22 protein-coding genes are annotated in these 25,296 nt (G+C 70.7%); 8 read left to right on the forward strand and 14 right to left on the reverse strand.

Going from position 1 to position 25,296, the window contains the following annotated elements:
- Positions 1 to 85 precede the first annotated feature (85 nt).
- Together groL and groES are read right to left on the reverse strand one after the other, a co-directional pair.
- On the reverse strand, positions 86 to 1,723 hold the full coding sequence (gene groL / locus ACX9GQ_RS12295) for a chaperonin GroEL (protein ID WP_459629834.1): 1,638 nt from the start codon (positions 1,721 to 1,723) through the stop codon (positions 86 to 88).
- Positions 1,724 to 1,781: 58 nt separating this feature from the next.
- The gene (gene groES, locus ACX9GQ_RS12300; protein WP_459629835.1) at positions 1,782 to 2,072 is read right to left on the reverse strand and encodes a co-chaperone GroES; all 291 of its coding nucleotides are present in this window, start codon (positions 2,070 to 2,072) and stop codon (positions 1,782 to 1,784) included.
- 253 nt (positions 2,073 to 2,325) lie between these two features.
- On the opposite strand from groES, the gene ACX9GQ_RS12305 reads away from it, so the two are divergent.
- On the forward strand, positions 2,326 to 3,744 hold the full coding sequence (locus ACX9GQ_RS12305) for a lipopolysaccharide biosynthesis protein (protein ID WP_459629836.1): 1,419 nt from the start codon (positions 2,326 to 2,328) through the stop codon (positions 3,742 to 3,744).
- 7 nt (positions 3,745 to 3,751) lie between these two features.
- Here the strand turns inward: ACX9GQ_RS12305 and chlG are convergent, their stop codons facing one another.
- The 4 genes from chlG to ACX9GQ_RS12325 form a co-directional block, all read right to left on the reverse strand.
- The gene (gene chlG / locus ACX9GQ_RS12310) at positions 3,752 to 4,639 is read right to left on the reverse strand and encodes a chlorophyll synthase ChlG (RefSeq protein WP_459629837.1); all 888 of its coding nucleotides are present in this window, start codon (positions 4,637 to 4,639) and stop codon (positions 3,752 to 3,754) included.
- A gap of 31 nt (positions 4,640 to 4,670) precedes the next feature.
- On the reverse strand, positions 4,671 to 5,894 hold the full coding sequence (locus tag ACX9GQ_RS12315) for an MFS transporter (RefSeq protein ID WP_459629838.1): 1,224 nt from the start codon (positions 5,892 to 5,894) through the stop codon (positions 4,671 to 4,673).
- 123 nt (positions 5,895 to 6,017) lie between these two features.
- Positions 6,018 to 7,142: a UDP-galactopyranose mutase gene (gene glf / locus ACX9GQ_RS12320; RefSeq protein WP_459629839.1), complete on the reverse strand. Its 1,125-nt coding sequence runs from the start codon at positions 7,140 to 7,142 to the stop codon at positions 6,018 to 6,020.
- Entirely contained in the window at positions 7,135 to 8,436 is a 1,302-nt protein-coding gene (locus ACX9GQ_RS12325) for a glycosyltransferase (protein ID WP_459629840.1), read from the reverse strand. The genes glf and ACX9GQ_RS12325 overlap by 8 nt, the downstream gene beginning before the upstream one ends.
- Positions 8,437 to 8,809: 373 nt before the next feature.
- Here ACX9GQ_RS12325 and ACX9GQ_RS12330 point away from each other — a divergent pair, with 373 nt between their 5' ends.
- The 6 genes from ACX9GQ_RS12330 to ACX9GQ_RS12355 all read left to right on the forward strand — a co-directional run bounded on the left by ACX9GQ_RS12330 (position 8,810) and on the right by ACX9GQ_RS12355 (position 15,714).
- Positions 8,810 to 11,554 (forward strand): glycoside hydrolase family 2 protein, encoded by a 2,745-nt coding sequence (locus tag ACX9GQ_RS12330; protein ID WP_459629841.1) that lies wholly within the window; start codon positions 8,810 to 8,812, stop codon positions 11,552 to 11,554.
- A gap of 92 nt (positions 11,555 to 11,646) precedes the next feature.
- A complete protein-coding gene (locus ACX9GQ_RS12335) occupies positions 11,647 to 12,201 on the forward strand; it encodes a DUF4142 domain-containing protein (RefSeq protein ID WP_459629842.1) in 555 nt (184 codons plus the stop codon).
- A gap of 39 nt (positions 12,202 to 12,240) precedes the next feature.
- Positions 12,241 to 13,287, forward strand: coding sequence for a Gfo/Idh/MocA family protein (locus tag ACX9GQ_RS12340; RefSeq protein ID WP_459629843.1), 1,047 nt, complete (start codon positions 12,241 to 12,243; stop codon positions 13,285 to 13,287).
- 107 nt (positions 13,288 to 13,394) lie between these two features.
- Positions 13,395 to 13,952, forward strand: a complete 558-nt coding sequence (locus tag ACX9GQ_RS12345) for a histidine phosphatase family protein (RefSeq protein ID WP_459629844.1) — start codon at positions 13,395 to 13,397, stop codon at positions 13,950 to 13,952.
- Positions 13,953 to 13,978: 26 nt separating this feature from the next.
- Positions 13,979 to 14,803: a 2-keto-4-pentenoate hydratase gene (locus tag ACX9GQ_RS12350; protein ID WP_459629845.1), complete on the forward strand. Its 825-nt coding sequence runs from the start codon at positions 13,979 to 13,981 to the stop codon at positions 14,801 to 14,803.
- Positions 14,804 to 14,871: 68 nt separating this feature from the next.
- A complete protein-coding gene (locus tag ACX9GQ_RS12355; RefSeq protein WP_459629846.1) occupies positions 14,872 to 15,714 on the forward strand; it encodes a beta-keto acid cleavage family enzyme in 843 nt (280 codons plus the stop codon).
- Between the two features lie 4 nt (positions 15,715 to 15,718).
- On the opposite strand, the gene ACX9GQ_RS12360 is transcribed toward ACX9GQ_RS12355, so the two are convergent.
- Both ACX9GQ_RS12360 and ACX9GQ_RS12365 read right to left on the reverse strand, forming a co-directional pair.
- Positions 15,719 to 16,666, reverse strand: a complete 948-nt coding sequence (locus ACX9GQ_RS12360; RefSeq protein ID WP_459629847.1) for a glutathione S-transferase family protein — start codon at positions 16,664 to 16,666, stop codon at positions 15,719 to 15,721.
- 17 nt (positions 16,667 to 16,683) lie between these two features.
- Positions 16,684 to 17,586: a VOC family protein gene (locus tag ACX9GQ_RS12365; RefSeq protein ID WP_459629848.1), complete on the reverse strand. Its 903-nt coding sequence runs from the start codon at positions 17,584 to 17,586 to the stop codon at positions 16,684 to 16,686.
- A 172-nt stretch (positions 17,587 to 17,758) separates the two neighbouring features.
- Here ACX9GQ_RS12365 and ACX9GQ_RS12370 point away from each other — a divergent pair, with 172 nt between their 5' ends.
- Positions 17,759 to 18,307, forward strand: a complete 549-nt coding sequence (locus ACX9GQ_RS12370) for a DUF1003 domain-containing protein (RefSeq protein ID WP_459629849.1) — start codon at positions 17,759 to 17,761, stop codon at positions 18,305 to 18,307.
- Between the two features lie 6 nt (positions 18,308 to 18,313).
- On the opposite strand, the gene ACX9GQ_RS12375 is transcribed toward ACX9GQ_RS12370, so the two are convergent.
- The 6 genes from ACX9GQ_RS12375 to ACX9GQ_RS12400 all read right to left on the reverse strand — a co-directional run bounded on the left by ACX9GQ_RS12375 (position 18,314) and on the right by ACX9GQ_RS12400 (position 25,194).
- The gene (locus ACX9GQ_RS12375) at positions 18,314 to 19,342 is read right to left on the reverse strand and encodes an aldo/keto reductase (protein ID WP_459629850.1); all 1,029 of its coding nucleotides are present in this window, start codon (positions 19,340 to 19,342) and stop codon (positions 18,314 to 18,316) included.
- A gap of 9 nt (positions 19,343 to 19,351) precedes the next feature.
- A complete protein-coding gene (locus ACX9GQ_RS12380; RefSeq protein WP_459629851.1) occupies positions 19,352 to 19,660 on the reverse strand; it encodes an L-rhamnose mutarotase in 309 nt (102 codons plus the stop codon).
- Between the two features lie 99 nt (positions 19,661 to 19,759).
- Positions 19,760 to 20,230 (reverse strand): YbaK/EbsC family protein, encoded by a 471-nt coding sequence (locus ACX9GQ_RS12385; protein ID WP_459629852.1) that lies wholly within the window; start codon positions 20,228 to 20,230, stop codon positions 19,760 to 19,762.
- 369 nt (positions 20,231 to 20,599) lie between these two features.
- Positions 20,600 to 22,528: a HAMP domain-containing methyl-accepting chemotaxis protein gene (locus tag ACX9GQ_RS12390; protein ID WP_459629853.1), complete on the reverse strand. Its 1,929-nt coding sequence runs from the start codon at positions 22,526 to 22,528 to the stop codon at positions 20,600 to 20,602.
- 109 nt (positions 22,529 to 22,637) lie between these two features.
- Positions 22,638 to 24,167: a glycerol-3-phosphate dehydrogenase gene (gene glpD, locus ACX9GQ_RS12395; protein ID WP_459629854.1), complete on the reverse strand. Its 1,530-nt coding sequence runs from the start codon at positions 24,165 to 24,167 to the stop codon at positions 22,638 to 22,640.
- 229 nt (positions 24,168 to 24,396) lie between these two features.
- Positions 24,397 to 25,194 (reverse strand): DUF1194 domain-containing protein, encoded by a 798-nt coding sequence (locus ACX9GQ_RS12400; RefSeq protein WP_459629855.1) that lies wholly within the window; start codon positions 25,192 to 25,194, stop codon positions 24,397 to 24,399.
- Positions 25,195 to 25,296: the final 102 nt, after the last annotated feature.

Consider the following 25,296-nt stretch of genomic DNA (forward strand, 5'->3'; position numbering starts at 1 on the left):
TGGCTGCCGACGCCTCCCGGGATGCGTCCAAACGAGAAAGGGCGCCTCGCGGCGCCCTTTCTGTGTTCCGTGACCGGACGGTGGATCAGAAGTCCATGCCGCCCATGCCGCCGCCGCCCGGCATCGCCGGGGCCGGCTTGTCCTTCGGCAGCTCGGCCACCATGGCCTCGGTCGTGATCAGCAGGCCGGACACCGAAGCGGCATCCTGGAGAGCCGTGCGGACCACCTTGGCCGGGTCGACGATGCCGGCGTCGAGCATGTCGACGTACTGCTCCGTCTGGGCATTGAAGCCGAAGGTCTGCGACTTGTTCTCGCCGATCTTGCCGACGACGATCGAACCCTCGACGCCCGCGTTCTCGACGATCTGGCGGATGGGGGCCTCGAGGGCCTTCATCACGATGTTGATGCCGGCCTGAACGTCGGCGTTGTCCGACTTCAGCTTCGACACGGCGCCCTTGGCGCGCAGGAGAGCGGTGCCGCCGCCGGGGACGATGCCCTCTTCCACCGCAGCGCGGGTGGCGTTGAGCGCGTCGTCGACGCGGTCCTTCTTCTCCTTCACCTCGACCTCGGTCGCGCCGCCGACGCGGATCACCGCGACGCCGCCCGCGAGCTTCGCCAGACGCTCCTGCAGCTTCTCGCGGTCGTAGTCCGAGGTGGTCTCCTCGATCTGCGCCTTGATCTGCTGGACGCGGGCCTCGATGTCCTTCTTCTTGCCGGCGCCGTCGACGATCGTGGTGTTCTCCTTCTCGATGCGCACCTTCTTGGCGCGGCCGAGCATGTTGAGCGTCACCGACTCGAGCTTGATGCCGAGGTCTTCGGCGATCATCTGGCCCGACGTAAGGACCGCGATGTCCTCGAGCATCGCCTTGCGGCGATCACCGAAGCCCGGGGCCTTCACCGCCGCGACCTTGAGGCCGCCGCGCAGCTTGTTGACGACGAGCGTCGCGAGGGCCTCGCCCTCGACGTCCTCGGCGATGATCAGCAGCGGCTTGCCCGTCTGCACGACCGCCTCGAGGATCGGCAGCATCGCCTGCAGCGACGACAGCTTCTTCTCGTGGATGAGGATGTAGGGGTCCTCGAGCTCGGCGACCATCTTCTCCGCGTTCGTGATGAAGTACGGGGAGAGGTAGCCGCGGTCGAACTGCATGCCCTCGACGACGTCGAGCTCGGTCTCGAGGCTCTTGGCCTCCTCGACCGTGATGACGCCCTCGTTGCCGACCTTCTGCATCGCCTGGGCGATCATCTCGCCGATCGACGAGTCGCCGTTGGCGGAGATCGTGCCGACCTGGGCCACCTCGGCCGAGGACTTCACCTTCTTGGCGCGGGCCGAGATGTCCTTGATGGCCGCGGCGACGGCGAGATCGACGCCGCGCTTCAGGTCCATCGGGTTCATGCCGGCGGCCACCGCCTTGGCGCCTTCCTTCACGATCGCCTGGGCGAGCACCGTGGCCGTCGTCGTGCCGTCACCGGCGACGTCGTTGGTCTTCGAGGCCACTTCGCGCACCATCTGGGCGCCCATGTTCTCGAACTTGTCCTCGAGCTCGATCTCCTTGGCGACGGTGACGCCGTCCTTGGTGATGCGGGGAGCGCCGAAGCTCTTCTCGATGACGACGTTGCGGCCCTTGGGGCCGAGGGTCACCTTCACCGCGTTGGCGAGGATGTCCACGCCGCGCAGCATCTTGTCGCGGGCGTCGGAGGAAAAGCGTACGTCCTTGGCAGCCATGACGTTTAGCTCCTAATGCAGGGATTTACGGGGTGGCGTGTGCGAGCAGGCCGGAGCCTTACTTGCCGATCACGCCCATGATGTCGGACTCCTTCATGATCAGGAGGTCCTGGCCGTCGATCTTCACTTCCGTGCCCGACCACTTGCCGAACAGGACGCGGTCGCCCTTCTTCACGTCGAGCGGCACGAGCTTGCCGGTCTCGTCGCGGGCACCCGAGCCCACCGCGATGATCTCGCCCTCCTGGGGCTTCTCCTTGGCGGAATCCGGGATGATGATGCCGCCCTTGGTCTTCTCCTCGGACTCGAGGCGGCGGACGACGACGCGGTCGTGCAGCGGACGGAACTTCATGGTGTCTCTTTCCTCTCGGCGACGCGCCCAACGGCGCTGAAGCGATCCTGAACGGGGACCTGTTAGCACTCAGTCTGAGCGAGTGCCAAAGGCGTTGCGGAGATAGGCAGGCCCCATCGCGCTGTCAAGGCCGAGCGCATCGCCAAAACACGGCGGCGCGCCGTCTTAATCGATCCGCCACCCGGTTTGGTTACCGTCGCACGCGAACGAGGCGGGCCGATGGCGGCCCGCGCCACCGCTTCCGGACGCCGATTTGGGCCTGATCGCAAGCTTCCTCGTCAACTCGCTCGGCAATTTCGCGCTCGGCCTGCTGCTGGCCGCGGCGCTGGGGCCGTCGGCCTTCGGCCTCTATGCGGTCAGCGTCGCGGGAGCCGGCGCCCTCGCGTCACCCGCGCTCGACTGGCTGCGCCACGCCGCCACCCGCCACGCCGGCCGGGACGGGCAGGACCCCGCGGTGCGCGCCGCGCTCGACGCCGCCGTCGCCGCGACCGCCGGGGTGCTCGGAGCACTCGCGCTGGTAGCGGTTGTGGCCGGACAGGCGGTTCTCGCGCACCCGGGCGTGGCCGCGCTGGCGATCCTGTTCTGCACGCTGAACGCACTCTTCGACTACGTCTCGGCCCTTGCCCGGGCCCGGTTCCTGCAGGCGCACTACGCCCGGCTCGTCCTGCTCCGCAACGGCCTGATGCTGGGGCTGATGGTGCCGGCGGCCGCCCTCACCCACGACGCCGCCGCGACGCTCGCGGCGGGAACGGCAGCGCTCGCGGCCTGCCTCGGCTTCGGGGGGCGGGGCCTGCGCGACCCCGGCGCCCGGCTCGCCCTCGCCCGCCGTGATCTCGTCGCCCGCTTCGCCCTTTACGGCGTGCCACTGATGGCCGCCGGCGGCTTCGCCATGGTTCAGGCCTTCTGGACACGCGCCGCGGTGGCGGGGGACGCCGGGCTGGCCGAGGCAGGGCGCTTCTCCCTCGCCTACGACATGGGCATCCGCGTCGTGGCCGTCACCGCCACGGCCCTCGACGTGCTGCTGTTCCAACTCGCCGTGCGGAAGGAGACGACGGACGGACAGGACGCCGCCCGCCGGCAGGTCGGCGAGAACCTCGTCGTCGTGCTCGCCGTGCTGCTGCCGACGGCACTGGGCTATGGCCTCGTCCTCCCGCACGTCGACGGGCTCCTGGTGCCGCAGGCGTTCCGCGGCGCCTTCGCCGCCTACTCGCTCGCGCTGCTCCCGGGCCTCGCCGCATGGGCGCTGATCCAGTTCGCCCTGTCTCCCGCCTTCCAGATCCGCAGCCGGACGCTGCCGATGCTGCTTCCCCATGCGGCCGGGCTCGGCGGTACCGTCGCCCTGGGCATGGGGCTGGCCCCGGCTCTCGGTCCCATCGGCTACGCCGTCGGTTTCAGCCTCGCGATGGGAGGAGCGCTCCTCCTCGCCGCGGTGCTCGTGGCCGCCCGCGCTCCGGTGCCCGTGCCCTGGAGCCAATGCGCGGGAATCGTCGCCGCGCTCGTGGCCATGACCGCGGCCGTCTGGCCGCTGCGTGGCATCGGCCACCCCGCGGCCGGGCTCCTCGCCAGCATGGCCGTGGGCGGCGGCGTCTATGGAATGGTGCTCGTGCTGCTGGACGGCGCCGGCGCGCGGTCGCGGTGGCGGACCCTGCGGGTGGAGCGCGCGGGAGGCTAGTGCCGCGTCAGAACCCGCGCACGGCGAAGGCCGCGACCATCATCCCGCTGACGTAGAGCGGGACGCCGAAGCCACTGTAGAAGAGCGCCTGCTCCACCGGCGCGCGCAGGAACCGGCGCATGAGCACCGCCTGCCCGGCGAGGAGCGCGAGAACGCCCAGCGCGTGCAGCGGCTGTCCCCACTTCAGCAGCAGCGCGATGACCACCACCTGCGGCAGGGCCATGACGGCGCACGCCACACGGGCCGCGCCGTCCGCGCCGAGCATCACCGGCAGCGAGTCGATGCCCATCTCCGTGTCGCCGCGGATCGACTTGAAGTCGTTGAGCGTCATGATGCCGTGTGCGCCGATGCTGTAGAGCGCCGCGAGCCAGAGCGCCGGGGCCGGCGGCAGTGCGCCGCCGAGCATCACGGCGGCTCCGGTGACCCATGCAAGCCCCTCGTAGGACACGGCGCAGGCCGCGTTGCCCCACCAGCCGTTGCGCTTGAGACGCAGCGGCGGGGCGCTGTAGGCCCAGGCGAGCGCGAGGCCGAGCGCAGCCGCGATGAGCACCCACGACCCCAGCATTGCAGCGACGGCGAGCGAGAGCGCCGTCCACGCACAGGCGATCCACAGGCCCCAGCGCCCCGGGATGCGCCCCGACGGAATGGGGCGCTGCGGCTCGTTGATGGCATCGACCTCCCGGTCGTACCAGTCGTTGACCGCCTGGCTGGTGGCGCAAACGAGCGGGCCGGCCAGCAGGACCCCTACCAGGGCCACGCCCCAGTTCGCCGAGATCGAGACGCCCGACGAGACCACGCCGCAGGCGAAGGCCCACATCGGCGGGAACCACGTGATCGGCTTCAGCAGTTCGAGAACCGCCGAGGGCGCAGGATAGGTGAGAGGCCGGCCGGACATGCCCGAACGCTAGACCTCACACCGCAGAGCGTCAATTTGGATTGACACGGACCCCGCGGCCGATGGGGATGGTCAAGGCCGAAGCCACCGCAAGGTACAGCGCGCTGCCGATGCCGATGGCGCCGATGCCGACGCCCGCATCGAACAGCATGCCGAAGAGAACGGGCGTCGTGGCGGAGCCGACCACCATGATCGCCCCCGCGAGCGCCCGGATCGTGCCGAGGCGGGCCGTGCCGTAGAGCTCGGCCAGCAGGGCCGGCGTGACGACGCCGTTGCCGGCGGCGGAGACTGCCATCAGGGGGAACAGGAGCACCGCGGGTGGCGTGCCGGGCCAGAGCGCCAGGGCGAGCGACGCCACCGCGATCCCGCTGAGGTGAAAGCGGCACATGCGTACCGCGCGGAACCGGTCGACCAGGGAGCCGGCCACCATGGTCGAGATGAGCCCGGAGACGGCATAGGAGGGGACGCCCAGTGCCAGCGCCTCGAGGCCCCAGCCGACCTGCTCGCCGATCAACCGCTGATGGAAGAAGTAGCCGGTCACGATCGCAGGCGGGGCGATCATCGCCGGGACGTAGCAGAGGAACCGCCAGTCGCGCAGCACGTCCCGCCTCCGCTGGAGCAAGCCGGCCGGTGGCGACGCCGCGTCCGGGACGGTGGAGACCGGCCGGACCTCCACCGTCTTGTCGCGCCAGGCCTTCAACAGGATGAGCAGCAGCACGACCGCCAGCACGCCGGCGACACCGCGCCACAGGACCTCCCAGCCGAAGGATGCGAGAACGGCGAGGCCGATGCCGGGGATCACCATCTCGCCCGTCGAGAACCCCAGCGTGGCGATGCCCACGGCGCGGCCGCGGATGGCCTGCGGCAGGCGCGCGGTGCTGGTAATGGCCGCGTGGCCGAGCATGCCCTGCCCGAACAGCCGGAGCGCGAAGAGCGAGAGGACCAGCGCGGCCACGCCCGGGGCCAGCGAGATCGACAGGGCCGCCAGCGCCAGGCCGAGCACGGAGACGGCCGCGTAGGCCTCCGTGGAGACGCGGTCGAGGACGCCGCCGGCCCAGATCATCAGCATCCCTGAGCACAGCGTCGCGAGCGAGTAGGCGGCGCCGAAGCCGCCGTGGGAGAGCCCGAAGGCCTCCCGGATGCCCGGCCCCGAGAGGGAGACGAAGAAGGTCTGGCCGAAGGACGAGCTCAGGGCCAGGCCGTAGCCGAAGGCCACGGTCCCGCCGTGGCGCAGGATGAGCTCGCGAAGCGTCATCCCCGCTTGATACTGGAAGTCGGGGCACTGTGCGGTGCGAAAAGCCCTGCGCCGGGCGCACCGTCGCTCTGCGCACGGCCGCGGTCAGGCAGGGGAGGCGCCGCGCGGGCGCCTCCCCTGCCGCTACTCCGCCGCCTCGGCGGCCGCCGACGCGGGCAGCCCCTGCTGGATCCTCTGGAAGGTGGCCAGCGCCTGCCCGACCACCTGGTCCATGTTGTAATAGCGGTAGGTCGCGAGCCGGCCGACGAACCAGGTGTCCGGCGTCGCCCGCGCCAGCGCCTCGTAGCGCCGGTAGAGCTCGGCGTTCCGCGGCATCGGGATCGGGTAGTAGGGATCGCCCTCGGCGCTCGGGTATTCGGAGGTGAGAGCCGTCATCGGGTGGCGCTGGCCGGTGAGGTGCTTGTACTCCGTGACGCGGGTGTAGTCCTGCGTCTGCGGGTAGTTCACCACGGCCACCGGCTGGTGCCACGTCTTGTCGAGCGCGACATGCTCGAAGCGCAGCGAGCGATACGGCAGCGGCCCGCACCGGTAATCGAAGAAGGCGTCGACAGGGCCGGTGTAGATCAACCGTCGGTAGGGGATGACCTCGCGGATCTGCTCGAACGACGTCTGCAGCATCACGTGAATCCTGGGGTGGTCGAGCATGCGCTCGAACATCCGCGTGTATCCGTGCAGCGGCATCATCTGGAACGCATCGTTGAAGTAGCGGTCGTCCCGGTTGGTGCGGACAGGGACGCGTGCCGTCACCGACTTGTCCAGCTCGGATGGGTCGAGCCCCCACTGCTTGCGCGTGTAGCCGCGGAAGAACTTCTCGTAGAGGTCGCGGCCGACCCGGGAGACGACCACGTCCTCGGAGGTGCGGATCGTTTCGACGGCCTCCGCCTGCCGTGCGAAGAAGGCCTCGACCTCGTCCTCCTTCAGCGAGAGGCCGTAGAGCGCGTTCACCGTGTCGAGGTTGATCGGGATGGGCACCAGCATCCCGTCGACCTCCGCCAGCACCCGGTGCTCGTAGGGCCTCCATGCGGTAAACGACGAGAGGTAGTCGACGATCGACCGGGCGTTGGTGTGGAAGATGTGCGGCCCGTACTGGTGGATCAGCAGGCCGTGATCATCCGTGCGGTCGTAGGCGTTGCCGCCCACGTGGTTGCGCCGGTCGATCACCAGCACCCGCTCCCCGCGCTGGCTGGCCAGGCGTTCGGCCAGGACGCTGCCGGCGAAGCCAGCCCCGACGACGAGCCAGTCAAACATGGGCGCCCTCCGAGGCGACCCGCGGCGGAACGGCCACGGCGGGTCGGTCGGTCCGCGCCTTGTCTGCCGCCACCCGCCGGATGAGCGCGTGCATGGCGTCGAAGGTGCGGTCCCACGACATGGTCGAGAGATGCCTCTCCACCGCCTCCCGCCATCCCGCCGGCGGCCCCGCCATGAGCTCTGCCGCCCTTGCGACGAACGCCCCGGGGTCGGCCGCGATCGCGACGAGCCCGCGGTCGCCGTAGGGCCGCACGACGTCGGCCACGGGGGTCGAGACGACGGGGAGCCCCGCCGCGAGGAACTCGGGCGTCTTGGTCGGGCTGATGAAGCGGGTCGCCTCGTTGAGGGCGAAGGGCATGATGCCCGCGTTCCAGCCGCCGAGATAGTCCGGCAGGTCGCGATAGGCCTTGCCGCCGAGCCAGTGCAGGTTCGGCCGGCGCGGCAGGGACGCCTCGTCGATCTTCACGACCGGCCCCAGCATCACGAACTGCCAGTCCGGCCGCAGCGACGCGGCGGCCTCGACGAGGCCGAGGTCCATCCGCTCGTCGACGACTCCGAAGAATCCCAGCCGCGGCCGGGGCAGGCCGGCCTGGTCCTGCGGGTCGGTCCGGTCGGGTGCCCTGGCGCGTCGGAAGTGGCCCTGCTCGACGCTGGAGGGGAACGCATGGACGCTGGGGTGCCGCCCGCGCTTCGCCTCGTAGAGGCTCATGCCGCCGGTGAAGACGAGGTCGGCCCGGGCCATCAGGCGCCGCTCCATGAGCGGCAGCGAGGCGGGCGCGTTCCGGAACCCGCTCAGCTCGTCCATGCAATCGTAGAGCCGGACCGGCGCCGCGAGATGGGTGGAGAACTGCATGGCGAGCGGCGTGTAGTACCAGAGGATCTGGGGCGCGCCCTCGCGGGCGACGAAGGCATCCAGCAGGTGCCGCTGCGCCAGCGCCCCGGCCCGCTCGCTCATCCCGTCGGGCAGTTGCGGCACCACCACCGTCACGCCCTCGGGAGACGAAGAGACGTCGAGCGACGGGCTCTCGACGGCGCCGAACACCGGTTCCTCGAAGACGACGACGCGGTAGTGCCGCGCGGCCCTCGTCAGGAGGTGCTGTGGCCGCTGGAAGACGAAGTTCCACCGAAGGTGGGAGAAGCAGATCAGCAAAGGCTTCGACGCGGCGGCCGGTCCCGGTCCGTCGACCAGCGTCGTGGCGGCGCGGGCGAGCATCGAGGCGGGCGAGCCGCCGGTCGACGTCTGGGGTCGGCCAAGGCTGCGGGCATGGCGGGAAAGCGGCGGTGTCTGCGGCATGGCCGGACCGTCCTTGCAAGAGGGCATGGCTCCGCGGCCGGTCCGATCAACCGTGGGTGACGGCGGGATCCGTTGAAAACGTGGGAGACGCCGCGGAGAGGGCTGCTGCTGCAACGTGGCACGCGGGTGCTGGTTCCCGCGCCGTCAACGCCGCTCCGGCACGCGGCGGACCACGACGGGGAACCGGATCGGCATCGCTGCAGTTGAGGAGAAAAGGGAGGCGGCCATGATCACGCCGATGCTCGCTCGTGCCCTGGCCCCCGCTCCTCCCGGAGCCGGCCGCGCCCGCTGAACGCCCGCGCCGCCCTGGCGCCCGCGAACCGATCCCCTTCCCCACGATGCGTCCCGCACACCGGCAAGCAAGGGCCCGCGCATGAGACCGACGATCGCGCTGGATGGCGTCTGGGAGTTCCTGTACGTGGCCGACGACCGCCAGATCGAGCCGATCCAGGTCCGCTCGATCACGGTGCCTGGGCCGTGGCAGGCGCAGTTCCGCGACCTGCGCACCCGGGCCGGCACCGGAATCTACCGCCGCGTGTTCGACGTGCCGGTCGGCTTCAAGAACGGTCGGCTCGTCCTGCACTTCGGCGCCGTGTTCCACCACACCCGGGTCTGGCTCAACGGAATCCCGGTGGGGCGGCACGAAGGCGGGTTCCTGCCCTTTGCCTTCGACGTGAGCGAATACCTCGTCGAGGGCGAGAACGAACTCAAGCTCCGCGTCGAGAGCCCCACCGACGATCCCACCCTCTACCCCGACGCCCCCTTTGCCGAGATTCCGTTTGGCAAGCAGAGCTGGTACGGGCCGCTCTCCGGCGTCTGGCAGTCGGTCTGGATCGAGCAGCGCCACCACGACCACGTGTCGCGGCTGCGGATCGTTCCGGACCTCGCGACGGGCGAGGTCCGCGCCACGGCCCACTTCTTCGCGCCCCTGAACCACGGCCACGCGCTCCGCTTCATGATCACCGCGCCCGACGGCGAGGTCGTGGCCGCCACCACGGAGACGGTGCTTCCGGGCGACGAGGAGCTTTGCGTCGTGCTGCACGTGCCCCAGGCGAGGCCGTGGTCGCCCGACAAGCCCAACCTCTACGCGCTGTCCGTCTCGCTGATGCAGGGCGGCGACCCCATCGACACGACGGCGGACCACTTCGGCTTCCGCACCATCGAGGCACGGAACGGGCGCCTGTATCTCAACGGCGAGCCCATCGTGCTGCGGGCGGCGCTCGATCAGGACTACTACCCCGACACGATCTGCACCGTTCCCTCCACTGCGTTCCTGGAGGACCAGTTCCGCAAGGCGAAGGAACTCGGCCTGAACTGCCTGCGCTGCCACATCAAGGCGCCCGATCCCCGGTACTACGAGGTGGCCGACCGGATGGGCCTGCTGATCTGGACGGAGCTGCCCAACGGCGGCCTCTCCACCGAACGCTCCCGTGCCCGCAAGGAACGCCTGCTCAAGGGCATCGTCGACCGGGACGGGAACCACCCCTCCATCGTCATCTGGACGATCATCAACGAGAACTGGGGCGTCGACCTCGTGCACGACGCCGACCACCGCGCGTGGCTCAAGCAGACCTACCACTGGCTGAAGGCGTACGACCCCACGCGCCTCGTGGTGGACAACTCGCCGCTGGCCCCGTCCTTCCACGTCGAGACGGACATCGCCGACATCCACTACTATGCCGCCTATCCCGACAACCGCCGCGCCTGGGACCACTTCGTGGAGAAGCTGGCGAGCCGCCCGGACTGGCTGTTCAGCCCCGAGGGCGACGCCGTGATCCGCGGTGACGAGCCCCTGATGTGCTCGGAGTTCGGGAACTGGGGCCTGCCGGACCCGGCCGACCTGCGCGACGAGAACGGCGAGGAACCCTGGTGGTTCGAGACCGGCCACGACTGGGGCGAGGGGATCATGTACGCCCACGGCGTCGAAAACCGCTTCAACGACTGGAGCCTGGGCCGCGTCTTCGGTTCGATGCGAGGCTTCGTCATGGCCTGCCAGTGGCAGCAGTACCGGGCGCTGAAGTACGAAATCGAGACGATGCGCCGCCGCCCGGGCATCGCCGGCTACGTCATCACCGAGTTCACCGACGTCCACTGGGAGGCGAACGGCCTGCTCGACATGCGACGCAACCCGCGGGTGTTCCACCGCGTGTTCGCCGAGATCAACGCCGACACGGTCGTCATCCCGCGCTGGGAGCGGCTCTCCCACTGGTCGGGCGAGACGATGCGGATCGACCTTTCCGTGGCGCACGGCGCCGGTCCGGCACTCGGCCCCGGCGTGGTCGAGATGTCGGTCGACGGCGCCGATCCGGTCTCCATGCCGTTCGCCGGCGCGGCGTCCGGCATCGTCGACGTCGGGCTGCCGGAGACAGCCGAGCCGCGGATGGTGGAGGTGGCGTTCACGCTGCGCGACGACGGCCACCGCCTGCTCGCCACGAACCGGATCCAGACCGCGCTCCACCCGCGCCGAGACCCGGCCGGCGACGGCCGGCGACTCGTCTGGTCACCGGATCCTGCCGTGCGGGAGCGGCTCGCCGCGATCGGCCACCGCCTCGCCGACGACCTGCAGACGGCCGACGTCGTGGTGGCACAGGCCTTCGACAAGCCGCTGGCCGACGCGGTGCGCCGCGGCGGGCGGCTGGTCCTGCTGCCGGCTGCGCCCATGAGCCTCTATCCGTTCTTCCCGCACTGGCAGAACGTGGCCGTGAAGGCGCGCAAGGACACGCTCTGGGCCGGCGACTGGGCCTCGACCTTCGCCTGGCTGGTCCGCCGGGGCCCCTTCGCGGCCCTGCCGGGTGGCCCGATGATCGACGAGACGTTCGACCGCGTGATCCCCGACCACGTGATCGCGGGGCCGAACCTGCTCGACTTCCAGTCGCGCGTGCATGCCGGCCTCGTGATCGGCTGGATCCACAAGCCGGTCGCCCTGTCGCTGGAACGCCCCTACGGCCGGGGCCGAGTCGTGGTCTCCACGTTCCGCGTGCTGCGCGATCCCCCCGGAGCCGATCCCACGGCCACGGTGCTCCTGGACCAGCTGATCGGGCTGGCCACCCTGCGCGCCCGCGATCCCGCCTCCGACAGCGACGAGCCGCCCCTCGGTCCGGGCGAGGAGGCAGCCTGACGCCACGGTGCCGGTCGTCACGGCAGCGAAATGGAACAACGCGGGCAGCCCCCGCATTGCCGGGTCTCCTCATCCCCTCCAAGGAGACGCCCATGTCCACCCTCCCGCACACCATGCGGCCTCCCATGCTCGCCGTGGCGCTGGCGCTCTCGGCCGCCGCCTGCGCGCCGATGCCGCTCGCCCCGATGATGTCGGCGACACCCGCCACCACCGCCTCGTCGGCGGCGGAATTCGCCACCATGGCGGCCGGTGCCAACCTGTTCGAGATCGAGACGAGCCGCGTCGCCATGGAGCGCGCCTCGAACCCCGCCGTGAGACGCTTCGCCGACCGGATGATCCGCGACCACACCCGCGCGACCCAGCAGATGATGGCTGTCCTCGAGCGCAGCGGCATGGCGGCGCCGCCGATGCAGCTCGATGCCCGGCACGCGGCCATGCTGGCGAGCCTGCGCGCGGCGTCCGGGCCGGCCTTCGACGACGCCTACCTGACCATGCAGGCGCAGGCCCATCGCGAGGCTTTGGCGCTGTTCGGCGACTACGCCCGGCGCGGCGACGACCCCGGCCTGCGCCGCTTCGCGTCCCGGACGCTGCCGGCCCTGCGCGGCCACGCCCGGATGCTGGAGCGCCTCGGCGCCCCCATGTCCTGAGGAGACTTCGGCTTGCGTGACGACGGCTTCCGGGCCTGAATGGGCCGTGCCCGTCCGGGCCCGGGAGACACCGCCGTGACATCACCGACCCAACCCGTTCGCTGGGGCATCCTCGGCGCCGCCCGGATCGCCCGCCAGAAGGTGGTGCCCGGCATGCTGCGCAGCGACAGGCTGCGCATCGTCGCCGTCGCCTCGCGCGACGCCGACCGAGCCGCCGCCTTCGCCGCCGAATGCGGCGCGGCGCGCGCGCACGCCAGCTACGAGGCGCTCATCGCCGATCCCGACGTCGAGGCGATCTACAACCCGCTGCCCAACCATCTCCACGTGCCGCTGACGCTGGCCGCCGCGCGCGCCGGCAAGCACGTGCTGTGCGAGAAGCCGGTCGCGATCACGGCGGCCGAAGCGGAGGCGCTGCGGCAGGTCCCCGCCGGGGTGCTGGTGGCCGAGGCCTTCATGATCCGCCACCACCCCCAGTGGAAACGTGCGGCGCAGCTGGTCGCCGAAGGCGCGGTCGGCGAGCTTCGGTCGGTGCAGGTCCTGTTCAGCTACTTCAACGACGATCCCGCCAACATCCGCAACCGGGCCGACATTGGCGGCGGCGGCCTGCTCGACATCGGCTGCTACGCCGTGATGTCCGGGCGCCTGCTCTTCCGCGCCGACCCGCTCCGCGCCGCGGCGCTGGTCGAGCGCTCGGCCGCGTTCGGCACCGACGTTCTGACAAGCGGCCTTCTCGACTTCGGCCGGGGCCGCCACCTGGGCTTCACCGTCTCGACGCAGCTCGTGCCGTTCCAGCGGGTGCAGGCGCTGGGCACAAAAGGGCGCATCGAGATCGAGATCCCCTTCAACGCGCCGCCGGACCAGCCCTGCCGGATCTTCCTCGACGACGGCTCGAAGCCGGGCGGACGCAGCGCAAGGGAGATCGAGTTCCCCGCCGTCGACCAGTACCAGCTCCAGGCCGAAGCCTTCGGCGAAGCGGTGCGGGGCGTCGCGCCCCTGTCGGCGGGGATCGAGGACGCCATCCTCAACATGCGCATCATCGACGCCATCGCGCGCGGTGGCGCGAGCGGCCGCTGGGAGGACGTCTGAGCAGGGCGGGGCTGCACGACGACAGGTTGAGTCGCGTGACGCGACGCATTACGACCGAGGCATCCGCCGGGCGAGCCCCGCAAGACCGTCCAATTGAAGACCGCCCCATGAAGACCCTCGTCCTGATCCGTCACGGCCAATCGACCTTCAACGAGCACTACGAGCGGACCCGCGAGGACCCCGGGCACATCGACGCGCGGCTGACCGAACTGGGTCAGCGCCAGGCCATGGCGGCGCGCGAGGAGCTCGCGTCGCACGAGTTCGACATCGTCGTCTGCTCGCCGCTGACCCGCGCCCTCCAGACGACGCACCTCATCTTCGGCCATCGGTCCGTGCCCGTGCACGTCACCTGCCGGCACCGCGAACGCCTCGAGAGCAGCTGCGACGTCGGCCGCTCCCCCGCCGCCCTCAAGGCGGATTTCCCGCACCTCGACTTCGACCACCTCGACGACCCGTGGTGGCACCACGAACCCGACGCGAAGGGTCCGTTTGCGACCGAGCCGCACGGGCTGTTCACCCGTCGGGTCGACCACTTCGACGAATGGCTGCGGACGCACGATTCGGCACGCATCGCCGTCGTCGGCCACGGGACCTTCTTCCACGCCCTGACCGGCCGCTGGCTGCGCAACTGCGAGGTGCTGCACTGGGACGGGAGCCGGGCCTGAGAGACCGCGACGAGCGCGAGGGGACGATGCCTGCCGATCCGACCATCGAAGAGCGCGCCGACGCGATCCTCTCCGCGCTGTCCGACCGCCGCCAGCTGCCGCCCTTCACCGCGGGCGACGCGGCCTTCGACGTCGCGCAGGCCTACCGCGTCAACGCCGCCGTCCGGCGCCGCCGGATGGCGCGCGGCGAGCGGCCGGTGGGCCGAAAGGTCGGCTTCACGAACCGCACCATCTGGGACGAGTACGGCGTGCATGCCCCCATCTGGGGACACGTCTACGACAGCACGGTCCGCTTCGCGGCCGACGGCCCGGACCTGCCGGTCGGCCACCTCGTGGAGCCGCGGATCGAGCCGGAGCTCATGCTCCACCTTGCTGCCGCGCCCCGTCCGGACATGGACGACGATGCGCTGATGGCCTGCATCGGCGCCGTGTCGCACGGCTTCGAGATCGTGCAGTCTCTGTTCGCCGGCTGGCGCTTCAGGGCCGCCGACACCGTCGCGGCGTTCGCCCTGCACGGCGCCCTGCACGTGGGTCCTCCCGTCCCGGTGGCTCCCGCCGACCGGGACCGCTGGCGCGAGCGCCTCGCCGACTTCGACATCGTGCTGCTGCGCGACGGCGTGGAAATGGACCGCGGCCATTCCGCCAACGTGCTCGGCGGCGGGCCGCTCGCGGCGCTGCGCCACCTCGTGGAGGTCGTGGCGGGCGACCCGGAGGCGCTGCCGATCGAGGCCGGGGAGATCGTCTCCACGGGGACGCTGACGCGGGCGCTTCCCGTCGAGCCCGGCGAGCGCTGGGGCACCCGGCTCGGCCGCATCGACATCCCCGGGGCGACGGTCCGGCTCGTTCCCTGAGCGAAGCTCTTGGGCGCGGCGGCAAGCTGCGCTATCGGAAATGTCCGCATCGGGAGTCGCCGGGATCCATGGCCGAGAACACCAACCCCTGCATCATCTGCGTCGCCATCACCGGGTCGGTCCCGACGAAGGCCGACAACCCCGCCGTGCCGATCACCGTCGCCGAGCAGGTGGAGAGCACCCACGAGGCCTTCGAGGCCGGCGCCAGCATCGCCCACTGCCACGTGCGCGACGACGAGGGGAAGCCCACCTCGGACCCGGAGCGGTTCGCCCGCCTCAAGGAGGGCATCGAGAAGCATTGCCCCGGCATGATCGTGCAGCTGTCGACCGGCGGGCGCTCCGGTGCGGGCAAGGCCCGCGGCGGCATGCTGCCGCTGCGCCCGGACATGGCGTCGCTCTCGGTCGGGTCGAACAACTTCCCCACCCGCGTCTACGAGAACCCGCCGGACCTCGTCGACTGGCTCGCGGGCGAGATGCTGACTTACGACGTGAAGCCGGAGATCGAGGCCTTCGACCTCAGCCACATCGTGCAGGCGGCGCGGATGGCGGCCGACGGTCGGCTCAAGGGGCCGCTCTACGTGCAGTTCGTCATGGGCGTGAAGAACGCCATGCCGGCCGACAAGCCGATCTTCGACTTCTACATCGAGACGCTGAAGCGCCTCGCGCCGGACGCGCTGTGGTGCGCCGCCGGCATCGGCGCCGCGCAGCTCCAGGTCAACGAGTGGTCGATCGCCGCCGGCGGCCACACCCGCGCCGGGCTCGAGGACAACGTTCGGCTCGACCGCCACACGCTCGCACCCTCCAACGCCGCGCTGGTGAAGCGCGCCGCGGACCTGTGCGGGCGCTACGGGCGGCCCGTCGCCACGTGGCGCGAGGCCCGCGCGCTGCTCGGCCTGCGCATGCCGGCCTGAGGCCTCAGAGCAGCCCCGCGAACGGGAGAAGCGGCCCCACGGGCACGATGCCGGTCGGGTTGAGGCTGCGGATGGAGTAGTAGCCGCGCTTGATGTGGTCGATCGACACCGTCTCGCGCACGCCGGGCACCGCCAGCATCGTCTCGATGAAGCGGCTCAGTGCGGGGTAGTCGGCGACACGGCGCAGGTTGCACTTGAACAGGCTGTGATAGGCCGCGTCGAAGCGCACCAGCGTCACGAACAGGCGGATGTCCGTCTCGGTCAGCCGGTCGCCGAAAAGGAAGCGGCGGCCCGAGAGCCGCTCCTCCATCTCGTCGAGCGCCGCGAACACCTCGGCGAACGCCTCCTCGTAGGCCGCCTGTGTCGTCGCGAAGCCGGTGCGGTACACGCCGTTGTTGAGCGCGGGATAGATTCGTTCGTTCAGCGCGTCGATCTGCGGCCGCAGGTCGGCAGGATAGAGATCGACGGACGGATCGGCGAGGGCGCCGAACCCGTCGTTGAGCATCCGGACGATGTCGGCGGACTCGTTGTTGACGATCGTCCCGCGATGCCGGTCCCACAGCACGGGCACGGTCGCCCGCCCGGTGAAGGTGGGCGCAGCCTGCGTGTAGAGCTGGTGCACGTAGGTCGCGCCGTTGACCGCATCGCCCCCCTCGGGAAACCGCCAGCCCTGGTCCGTCAACTCCGGCGCGACGACGCTGACGGAGACCGCCCCGTCGAGCCCCTTCAGCGCCCGAGCGATGAGCGTGCGCGACGCCCATGGGCAGATCAGCGCGACGTAGAGGTGGTACCGGCCGGCCTCGGCGGCGAATCCGCCCTCCCCCGTTGGCCCCGGCGTGCCGTCCGGCGTGACCCACGATCGGAAGGACGAGACCTGGCGCACGAAGCCGCCCTTCTCGTCCTTGGCCTGCACGGGTTGCCAGGCGTCGGTCCACTTCCCGTCGACGAGCATGGTCCGTTCTCCGGCGGTCAGGCCGCCGTCGTCAGCACGACCGCGGTGCCCCACGGGTCCGCGGTCTCGATCCGCCCGTCAGCCGCCGTGACCGGGATGCCGGCGGCCTGCAGCCGTGAGGCGGCCGCTACGACCACGCCCGCGTCGGAGCAGACGATCTCGAACGAAGCGAGCCCCGTTCCGCCCGGCTCGCGCTTCGGCGCGCCGCGGCTGTTCCAGATGTTGGTCGCCAGCTGGTGGTGGTAGCCGCCCGAGCCGAAGAACGACGCGCCGGGATAGCGGCACATGATGTCGAAGCCGATGAGCGAGCCGTAGAAGTCGTCCGCCGGGTTCAGCGCTCCCACCTGCAGGTGCATGTGCCCGACGATGCCCCCTTCGGGGAAGCCCGACCACCGACGCCCGGCGCCGGCCTCGTAGACCGCCTGCACGTCGAGCGGGTCGGTTGTCATCGCCAGTACGTCGCCCTGCATCGGCCACTGGGCGCGCGGCTTGTCGATGTAGATCTCGATGCCGTTGCCCTCCGGGTCGCCGAGATAGAGCGCCTCCGAGACGCCGTGGTCCGACGCCCCCTGGATCGGGAAGCGGTGCTGCGACGCCTGCGCGATCCACGCGCCGAGGTCCGCGCGGCTGGGCAGGAGGAACGCCGTGTGGAAGAGCCCGGCGTCGCGCGGCGAGCGGACGCGGGCGGCGGGGTCGTGCCGCAGCACCAGCAGCGTCGCCGCGGCCGTCCCGAGGTGCGCCTCGCCATTCCCCTTGCTGCGCACGCGCAGCCCGACGACCTCCTCGTAGAAGCGGACGAGACGGTCGAGGTCACGCACGACGAGCGTCACCGCGCCGATGCGGTGGGGCGCGGCGGCGAGGACGGGGGAACCGAAATCGGCGGGGACCGCGCTGGGGCGGGTGGCGTGGGCCGTGCTCATGGGAGCCCTCCGGCGGGTTCGAGACGGGGCGCCCAAGGCGCCCTCATGCCATGTAGCGACAACGCGCTCCGGCTTAAATCGGCGTTTCGGCAAGGACGCCCATGCAGGAACGCGCAGGGAAGACGCCGGCCCGCCCCATGAACCGCCGCCCCGGCTGCGGTGTTACCGGCCCATGGCGAAGCACTCGGACGACGGGCAAGACGGGAACCGGGCGCTGTCCTCCGTGCTGGCGCGCAACATCCGCGCGCTGGAGGAGCGGCGGCTGCGGGAGGAGGCACAGGCGACAGCGCAGGAGCGGCTCGCCGCCGCCATCACCCGCTTCACCGGCAGCATGCCCTTCGTCTACCTGCACCTCGCGGTGTTCGGCCTGTGGATCGTCGTGAACCTCGGCTGGATCCCGGTGATCCCGCGCTGGGACCCGTCCTTCGTCGTTCTCGCCATGGTGGCGTCGGTCGAGGCGATCTTCCTGTCGACCTTCGTCATGATCACGCAGAACCGCATGGCCGCTGCCGCCGACAAGCGGGCGGACCTCGACCTGCAGATCAGCCTGCTCTCCGAGCACGAGGTGACCCGGCTGGTGACGCTGGTCTCCGCCATCGCGGCGCGGCTCGAGGTCGAGACGCATGTCGACCGCGAGATCCGGGAGATCGAGCGCGATGTCGCCCCCGACGCGGTGCTCGACGAGATCGAGACGACCGGGAGAGACGCTGCGCCGGACTGAACGCCCTCACGGCGTCGGTGCATCCTCCCGCAGCAGCCCCTCCCGCTTCAGCGCGGCCCAGAGCGCATCCGGCACCGGGTGGCGCATGGTCTCGACGGTCTGCCGCACGTGCTCGGGCGCGAAGGCGCCGGGGATGACGGACGCGACGATCGGGTGGTGCAGCGGGAACTGCAGCGCCGCGGCGGCGAGCGGCACGTCGAACGAGGCGCAGACCTCCTGCATCCGGCGGATGCGCGCCACCTCGGCCTCGGCCGGGTCCCGGTAGTTGAACTTCGCGCCCGGCACCGGCCCCGTCGCCAGGATGCCCGAGGCGTAGACGGTGCCGATGACCACGCCGATCCCGTGCCGCTCGCACAGCGGGAACTCCGCGTCGAGGGCCGGCTGCTGCGCCAGCGTGTAGGGTATGGCGACGAGGAAGAAGTCGAGCGGCATCAGCTCGACGAAGCGGGGGATGGTCCCCAGCCCGTTGACGCCGGCCCCCACCGCCTTCACCAGCCCCGCGGCCTTCAGCTCCGCGAGCGCGCGCCAGCCGCTCGTCGCCAGCTGGACGAGATGGGCGTCGACCAGAGCCTTCGTGCCGAGGTTCTCAATGTCGAGGTCATGGATAACGAGGACGTCGATCCGGTTCATCCCGAGCCGCATCAGGCTGTCCTCGTAGGAGCGCATGATGCCGTCGTAGGTGTAGTCGTGGTGCGGCACGAAGTGCAGGCCCCGCGGCCACTTGCGTGGCGACCTCGCGAAGGCGGCAGGGTCGGCCGGCGCCTTGAACACGCGCCCCACCTTGGTGGAGAGGATCACTTCCTCGCGCGGCCGCCGGTAGAGGCCCCGCCCGAAGCGCATCTCGCTGAGGCCGTGCCCGTACCAGGGCGAAGTGTCGTAGAAGCGGATGCCCGCCTCCCACGCCGCGTCGAGCGTGTCGGCAGCCTGCACGTCCGGGATGTCGAGGAACAGGTTGCCTAGCGAAGCGCCCCCCATGCCGAGGGCGGGGAGCGAGACGCCGCTGCGGCCGAGCGGGCGGAGCGCGAACGGATCCATGGCAGCGCCTCAGTCCATGCGGAACACGAGGTCGACCGGCTCCATCACCGGCGAGAGGTCGGGATTGGTCTCCATGTACTCGGCCATCATCGTCCACCATCGGTGCAGGACGGGATCGCGTTCCCCCGGCACGGGGTCCGGCGCGTCGATGTCGCGCTCGTGGTAGGCGAAGAGCAGCAGGCCGTAGCGGTAGATCGAGTAGTTGCGGATGCCGCGCCGCCGCAGGAGCTCCAGCATCTCGGGCCATATCTCGTCGTGCTTCTTCTTGTAGGCCTCCTCGCAGCCCGGCTTGAGCTTCATCACCCACGCAACGCGCATGTCCGTCCTCCCCACCGGCGGGATCTCGGTCCCCCTGCGGGGAACGGTGGCATGCTCCGGCAGCCTTGGCTACCCGGCCGCGCCGGGCCGTGCAGTCGGTCAGGGCTGCGGCGGCTGGCAGACGTCCACCCACTGCGCGCCGACGAGCTCCGCCATCCGCCGCGGTGCGATCCGCAGGGCGCCGTTGACCGAGCCGGCTGCGGGCAGCACCTCGTCGAAGGACTGCAGGGAGACGTCGCAATAGACGGGGAGGTCCGTGGCGAGCCCGAACGGGCAGACGCCGCCCACGGGATGCCCCGTCAGCCGCACGACCTCCTCGGCGGGCAGCATCGTGGCCTTGCCGCCGAACGTGTCCTTGATCTTCCGGTTGTCGAGCCGGACATCGCCGCGGGTCACGACGAGGAAGGCGCGGTCGCCGACCCGCAGGGACAATGTCTTGGCGATCTGGCCCGGTGCCACGCCGTGGCCGGCGGCGGCCTCGGCAACGGTGGCCGTGCTCTGCGGCAGTTCAATGATGCGGACGTCGGGCGCCCGCGCGGCAAGGAAGGAACGAACCTGTTCGATGGCCATCGGTCGACTCGGTGGGGCAGGTCCGCACCGGAAACCGACGCCTCGGGCTTGTCAATGCGGGCACCCGGACCCGTCTCTTCGCGCCGGCGCCCCGATGCGAGGGCGATCGTGCGCCGGCGGCTTTCTCAGGTGTTCACCAGCTGCGCCATCGCGGTGGCGATGCACAGGGTGGCATAGGTGCACACGGCGAAAGCGATGGCCATCCGGGTATGCTTCTGGCGGCGGATCTGCTTGAACTCGTCCATGGTGACCTCCCATCGGTCGATGGTGAGAGGATGCACCGGGCCACGGTTAACGGATGTGCGCCAGCACACACGACGTGGCGGGGACCGGATTCAGCTCCCGTCAACCATGGTGGCCCGGCCGTCGTCAGGCGGCCTTCCGACCGGGCGCGCTGCCGCGCCTCCGCGTGTCCAGGATGCGGAACGTCGCCACGAGGTCGTTGAGACGCTGGATCTGGCTCGAGAGCGAGCCGGCGGAAGCCGCGCTCTCCTCGGCGAGCGCCGCGTTCTGCTGGGTCATCTCGTCCATGTGCGCCACGGCCTGGCTCATCTCGTCGATGCCGTTGGCCTGCTCGCTCGTCGCCGCCGAGATCTCGCTCACCGTCCCGGCCACCTTCTGCGAGGCCTGGACGATCTTGCCCAGGGCGTCGCCGGCCGAGCGCACGAGCTTCACGCCCTGCGACACTTCCGTGGTCGACGAGTTGATCAGGGCCGTGATGTCCTTGGCGGCATCGGACGAGCGCTGCGCCAGCGTGCGCACCTCGGATGCCACCACGGCGAAGCCCTTCCCCGCCTCACCCGCACGCGCCGCTTCCACAGCCGCGTTGAGGGCGAGCAGGTTCGTCTGGAAGGCGATGTCGTCGATGACGGACGTGATGTCGGAGATCTTCTGGCTCGCCTGCTCGATGCGGGTCATCGCCTCGACGGCCTGCGTCACGATCGAGCCGCCGTTCTCGGCGACCTTCATCGCCTCCTCGGCAAGGTCGACGGCCTGACGGGACGACTGAGCGGAGGCCTTCACCGATGCGGCGAGTTCTTCCGTCGTGGCGGCCGTCTGCTCCAGCGAGGAGGCCTGCTCCTCGGTGCGGCGGGACAGGTCGTCGGCGCCCGCGTTGATCTCGCGGGCGGCCGAGGCGACGTCGCCGGCCGTGTGCTGGATCGTCGCGACGGTTTCCGCGAGGCGTCCAACCGTATCGTTGAGCGCCGTCTGCAGGGTCGCGAAGCGGCCGCGATACTGGCCGCGGATCGTTTCCGTGAGGTCGCCTTCCGCCACCAGGCCGAGGACCCGCGCGAACTCGCCCGTCGCCTCGTCGACGACCGTGTTGATGGCGTTGATGCCGTCCACGAGGCGCCGCATGTCGGGGTCATCCGAGGTGTTGCGCAGGCGGGCCGAGAAGTCGCCCTCGGCGGCGCGTCGAACGACCTCGCCCACCTCGCCGACGACCACGACCATCGCCTCGCTCCGGCGCAGCCTTTCGGCCGCCGTGCGGCGCTCCTCCTCCTCCAGCGCCTTCACGCGGAGCGAACTGTCCTTGAAGACCTGCACGGCGTCCGCCATGTGGCCGATCTCGTCCGCCCGGCCGACGTAGGGAACGGCCTCGCCGAGCCTCCCGCCGGCCAGCGCCTTCATCGTCTCGGTCAGGTCCGCGATGGGTCGGATGAGGCGCGAGCGCACGGCGAAGATCATCGCGGCGCACAGCACCAGCCCCAGCACCATGGCGATCGCGTTGAGGACCACGCTGCGCTGCGCCGCCGCGAGGCTCGCCGCGACCTCGGCCTGGGCCGCGCGATTGTGAAGGTCCACCGTCTCGGCAAGCAGCGTCTGCGCCTTGCGCGCCAGCGGGACGGCCTTGACGTTGAGGGTCTCCGAGGCCAGGTCGAGTTCCTCGCCGAGCGCCGCGTCGATCGCCTTCTTCTCCATGGCGAGATAGTCGGCCCAGGCCTGCCGGAACGTCTCCCAGTGGTTCCGGTCCTCCTGGTGCGAGAGCAGCGTCTCGAAGGCCGCCGCGTTTGCGTCGAACCGGGCCTTTGCCTCCGAGACGGCGACGAGCGCCTCCTTCTGCGCCTCCGGCGTGAGCGCCGCGACGAACCGCGCGACGCGCAGGCGGTACAGCATCATGTCGTAGTTGAGTTCGCCGAGCTTCACGACGGACGGCAGGAGATCCTTGGCCACCGCCTCCTGCTGGCGGCTGATCGCCACGGAACCGACCAGCGAGACGGCGCCCTGCCCCACGATCATGAGGGTCAGGAGCCCGAACGCGCCGAAGAGCATCGCTCGCAGATTGAGCCGGTTCATGGCCTCACCCCGTCATTTTCACAGTCGTGTGACGGGATTTACGACGTCGGCGTATCGAAGTGCTTAAGGCGACGCTTGCTGCGACCTCCGGAGAAACCCGGAGGCCGGCTCAGGCCGCCCCCTGCGAGGGCACGTCGGCGCGCTGCAGGGTCGACGCCATGAAGGCCTCCAGCGTCTCGCGCTGGTCCGGAGACAGTCGCAGGCCGAGCTTCGAGCGGCGCCAGAGAACGTCGTCGGCGCTGCGGGCGAACTCGTGCTCCATCAGCCAGCGGACCTCGCGCTCGGTGAGGTTCCAGCCGAAGAGGCGACCGAGGTCGTCCATGCCGCGGGCTCCCTCCAGGATGCGCCTCGCGTCTGTGCCGTAGGCGCGCGCGAGCCGGCGCAGGAGCCCTCCGTCGGCCCACGGATGGGCCGCCGCAAGCTCGCGCAACAGCGCGTCGAACCCGGTGGCCGGGAAGTCGCCACCCGGCAGCGGGGCCGTGCCCGTCCACGATGGTTTGTCCAGCACAGGCATCGAGGGCGCGAGCTTGGCCAGTGCCGCCTCGGCGAGGCGGCGGAAGGTCGTGATCTTGCCGCCGTAGACGGAGAGCAGCGGCGCCTCGCCCGTCGGCGCATCGAGCACGAGCACGTAGTCGCGCGTCGCCTCCTGCGCCTTGCTGGCCCCGTCGTCGTAGAGGGGCCGCACGCCGGAATAGGTCCACACGACGTCCTCGCGCCGCACGGGCTGGCGGAAGTACTCGCTCGCCGCCGCGCAGAGGTAGGCAATCTCCTCCTCGCTGGCCGCGACCGTCTTCGGATCGCCCCGGAAGTCCTTGTCAGTGGTCCCGATCAGCGTCAGGTCGCCCTCGTAGGGGATGGCGAAGATGATGCGGCCGTCGGCGTTCTGGAAGATGTAGCAGCGGTCGTGGTCGTAGAGCCGCCGCACGACGATGTGGCTCCCCTGCACCATGCGAACGCCCGCCGAGGCGTTGGCGCCGACGACGCCGGACACCACCTCCGCCACCCACGGGCCGGCGGCGTTGACCAGTGCGCGCGCCGTCACCGACTCCGTGCCTCCGTCCGGCGTGCGCGCGGTGACGTGCCACAGCCCGCCCTCGCGTCGCGCCGAGACGACCGGCGAACCCGTGCGGATGACCGCCCCGCGCTCGGCGGCATCACGGGCGTTGAGCACGACGAGGCGGCTGTCCTCCACCCAGCAGTCGGAGTACTCGAACCCGCGGCTGTAGCCGGGCGCCAGCGGCGTGCCGGCCGCGTCGCGCGTCAGGTCGAGATTGCGCGTGCCGGGCAGCAGACGCCGGCCCCCGAGGTGGTCGTAGAGGAACAGGCCGAGGCGCAGCAGCCACGCGGGCCGCAGCCCCTTGTGGTGCGGCAGCACGAAGCGCAGCGGCCAGACGATGTGCGGCGCCATCGCCCACACCACCTCGCGCTCCTGCAGCGCCTCGCGCACCAGTCGAAACTCGTAGTGCTCGAGGTAGCGCAGGCCGCCGTGGATGAGCTTGGTGGAGGCGGAGGATGTCGCGCTGGCGAGGTCGCGCTGCTCGAAGAGGATGACAGAGGCACCGCGCCCCGTCGCGTCGCGGGCGATCCCGCAGCCGTTCACGCCGCCGCCGATGATGGCGATGTCGAAGGGAGTGCCCACGTCCGCGGTCCCCGTTGGTCGTCCGTCCCCTGTGGCCGGCCGTTCGGGCAAGCGATGGCCACGGCCTGCATTCGCAGTCCATTTCGCACAGCGACGATCCGAAAGTCAAAACGAAACCCCGCCAAGGATGCCGCAGGCCTCTGCGACGCCAGGGCGACGTCCGCAGAGCGGGTGCATCGACCGGAAAGCCGAAGCGCGTCGATCTGCTCGGGGATGGGTCAGGCGAGGGTCACGGACCCCACTGCTGGCGCCGCTGCTGCTCGCCCATCAGGCAGTTCGCCGGGGCCCGGCCCTGGGCCTTCTGGAACAGCGGCTCCGGCGGCCCGAGGTCGGCGATCTCGCGCACGATCTTGGTCCGGGTGGCCTCGCTGATCTGCTGCCGGTCGCGGATCGGGATCGAGAACGCGCCGGGCCCGCCGATGACGCAATCCTCGTAGTAGTGGTCGAGGTTCTCGACGTCGCCGAAGCCGGTCGGCTGCTTCACCATGAACGGCAGGCCGTTGATGACGACGCCCTTGCCGATGGCCTCGTCCCGCGCCTGCGTCACGGTCCGGCCCGTGTTGTTGGGCCCGTCGCCCGACACGTCGATGACGCTGCGCAGCGCGTTGACGCCACTCTTTTCCAGAAGCTCCACGCCGAAGTCGATCGCCCCGGAGATCGAGGTGGAGAAGATCCGCCCGATCTGCGCCTTCTCGAGCCGCCCGGCGAAGTCCATCGCGCCCTGCTGCCCGTCGATCAGCGTCCACGGGATCACGACCGTCTGCTGCCCCGGCCCCGACCACTCCATGTAGACGACGGCGATCTTGCCGATCATCCCGTTGCGGATGGCGTTGTGGACGACCTCGGAGCGGAACGCCTCGACATAGCCCTCCCGCTGCAGCCGCTGCTCCTCGAGATCCATCGAGCGGGACACGTCGACGGCCAGCACGAGGGCGAGGTCCACCTCCGTCTCCGCGCGGGCACCGGGGGTCCACCCGGCTGCGAGGGCCAGGCCGACCAGGCCCGCAAGCCACTGCCTCATTGCCATGGCGGTGCCCCGACTGTTGCACGGCCAGACTGCCGCAGGTAGACGCGCCGCGGCAAGCGCTGCCGTCGCCCGCGCCCGGCTTCGTCAGCACACAAACGCTTG

This window comes from Alsobacter sp. R-9, assembly GCF_054612375.1.

Bases quoted from the DNA above. Each gene is read 5' to 3' on its own strand.
- groL (WP_459629834.1), bottom strand. From the start codon at position 1,723: ATGGCTGCCAAGGACGTACGCTTTTCCTCCGACGCCCGCGACAAGATG.
- groES (WP_459629835.1), bottom strand. From the start codon at position 2,072: ATGAAGTTCCGTCCGCTGCACGACCGCGTCGTCGTCCGCCGCCTCGAG.
- chlG (WP_459629837.1), bottom strand. From the start codon at position 4,639: ATGTCCGGCCGGCCTCTCACCTATCCTGCGCCCTCGGCGGTTCTCGAA.
- ACX9GQ_RS12315 (WP_459629838.1), bottom strand. From the start codon at position 5,894: ATGACGCTTCGCGAGCTCATCCTGCGCCACGGCGGGACCGTGGCCTTC.
- glf (WP_459629839.1), bottom strand. From the start codon at position 7,142: ATGTTTGACTGGCTCGTCGTCGGGGCTGGCTTCGCCGGCAGCGTCCTG.
- ACX9GQ_RS12325 (WP_459629840.1), bottom strand. From the start codon at position 8,436: ATGCCGCAGACACCGCCGCTTTCCCGCCATGCCCGCAGCCTTGGCCGA.
- ACX9GQ_RS12330 (WP_459629841.1), top strand. From the start codon at position 8,810: ATGAGACCGACGATCGCGCTGGATGGCGTCTGGGAGTTCCTGTACGTG.
- ACX9GQ_RS12335 (WP_459629842.1), top strand. From the start codon at position 11,647: ATGTCCACCCTCCCGCACACCATGCGGCCTCCCATGCTCGCCGTGGCG.
- ACX9GQ_RS12340 (WP_459629843.1), top strand. From the start codon at position 12,241: ATGGGCCGTGCCCGTCCGGGCCCGGGAGACACCGCCGTGACATCACCG.
- ACX9GQ_RS12345 (WP_459629844.1), top strand. From the start codon at position 13,395: ATGAAGACCCTCGTCCTGATCCGTCACGGCCAATCGACCTTCAACGAG.
- ACX9GQ_RS12350 (WP_459629845.1), top strand. From the start codon at position 13,979: ATGCCTGCCGATCCGACCATCGAAGAGCGCGCCGACGCGATCCTCTCC.
- ACX9GQ_RS12355 (WP_459629846.1), top strand. From the start codon at position 14,872: ATGGCCGAGAACACCAACCCCTGCATCATCTGCGTCGCCATCACCGGG.
- ACX9GQ_RS12360 (WP_459629847.1), bottom strand. From the start codon at position 16,666: ATGCTCGTCGACGGGAAGTGGACCGACGCCTGGCAACCCGTGCAGGCC.
- ACX9GQ_RS12365 (WP_459629848.1), bottom strand. From the start codon at position 17,586: ATGAGCACGGCCCACGCCACCCGCCCCAGCGCGGTCCCCGCCGATTTC.
- ACX9GQ_RS12370 (WP_459629849.1), top strand. From the start codon at position 17,759: ATGGCGAAGCACTCGGACGACGGGCAAGACGGGAACCGGGCGCTGTCC.
- ACX9GQ_RS12375 (WP_459629850.1), bottom strand. From the start codon at position 19,342: ATGGATCCGTTCGCGCTCCGCCCGCTCGGCCGCAGCGGCGTCTCGCTC.
- ACX9GQ_RS12380 (WP_459629851.1), bottom strand. From the start codon at position 19,660: ATGCGCGTTGCGTGGGTGATGAAGCTCAAGCCGGGCTGCGAGGAGGCC.
- ACX9GQ_RS12385 (WP_459629852.1), bottom strand. From the start codon at position 20,230: ATGGCCATCGAACAGGTTCGTTCCTTCCTTGCCGCGCGGGCGCCCGAC.
- ACX9GQ_RS12390 (WP_459629853.1), bottom strand. From the start codon at position 22,528: ATGAACCGGCTCAATCTGCGAGCGATGCTCTTCGGCGCGTTCGGGCTC.
- ACX9GQ_RS12400 (WP_459629855.1), bottom strand. From the start codon at position 25,194: ATGGCAATGAGGCAGTGGCTTGCGGGCCTGGTCGGCCTGGCCCTCGCA.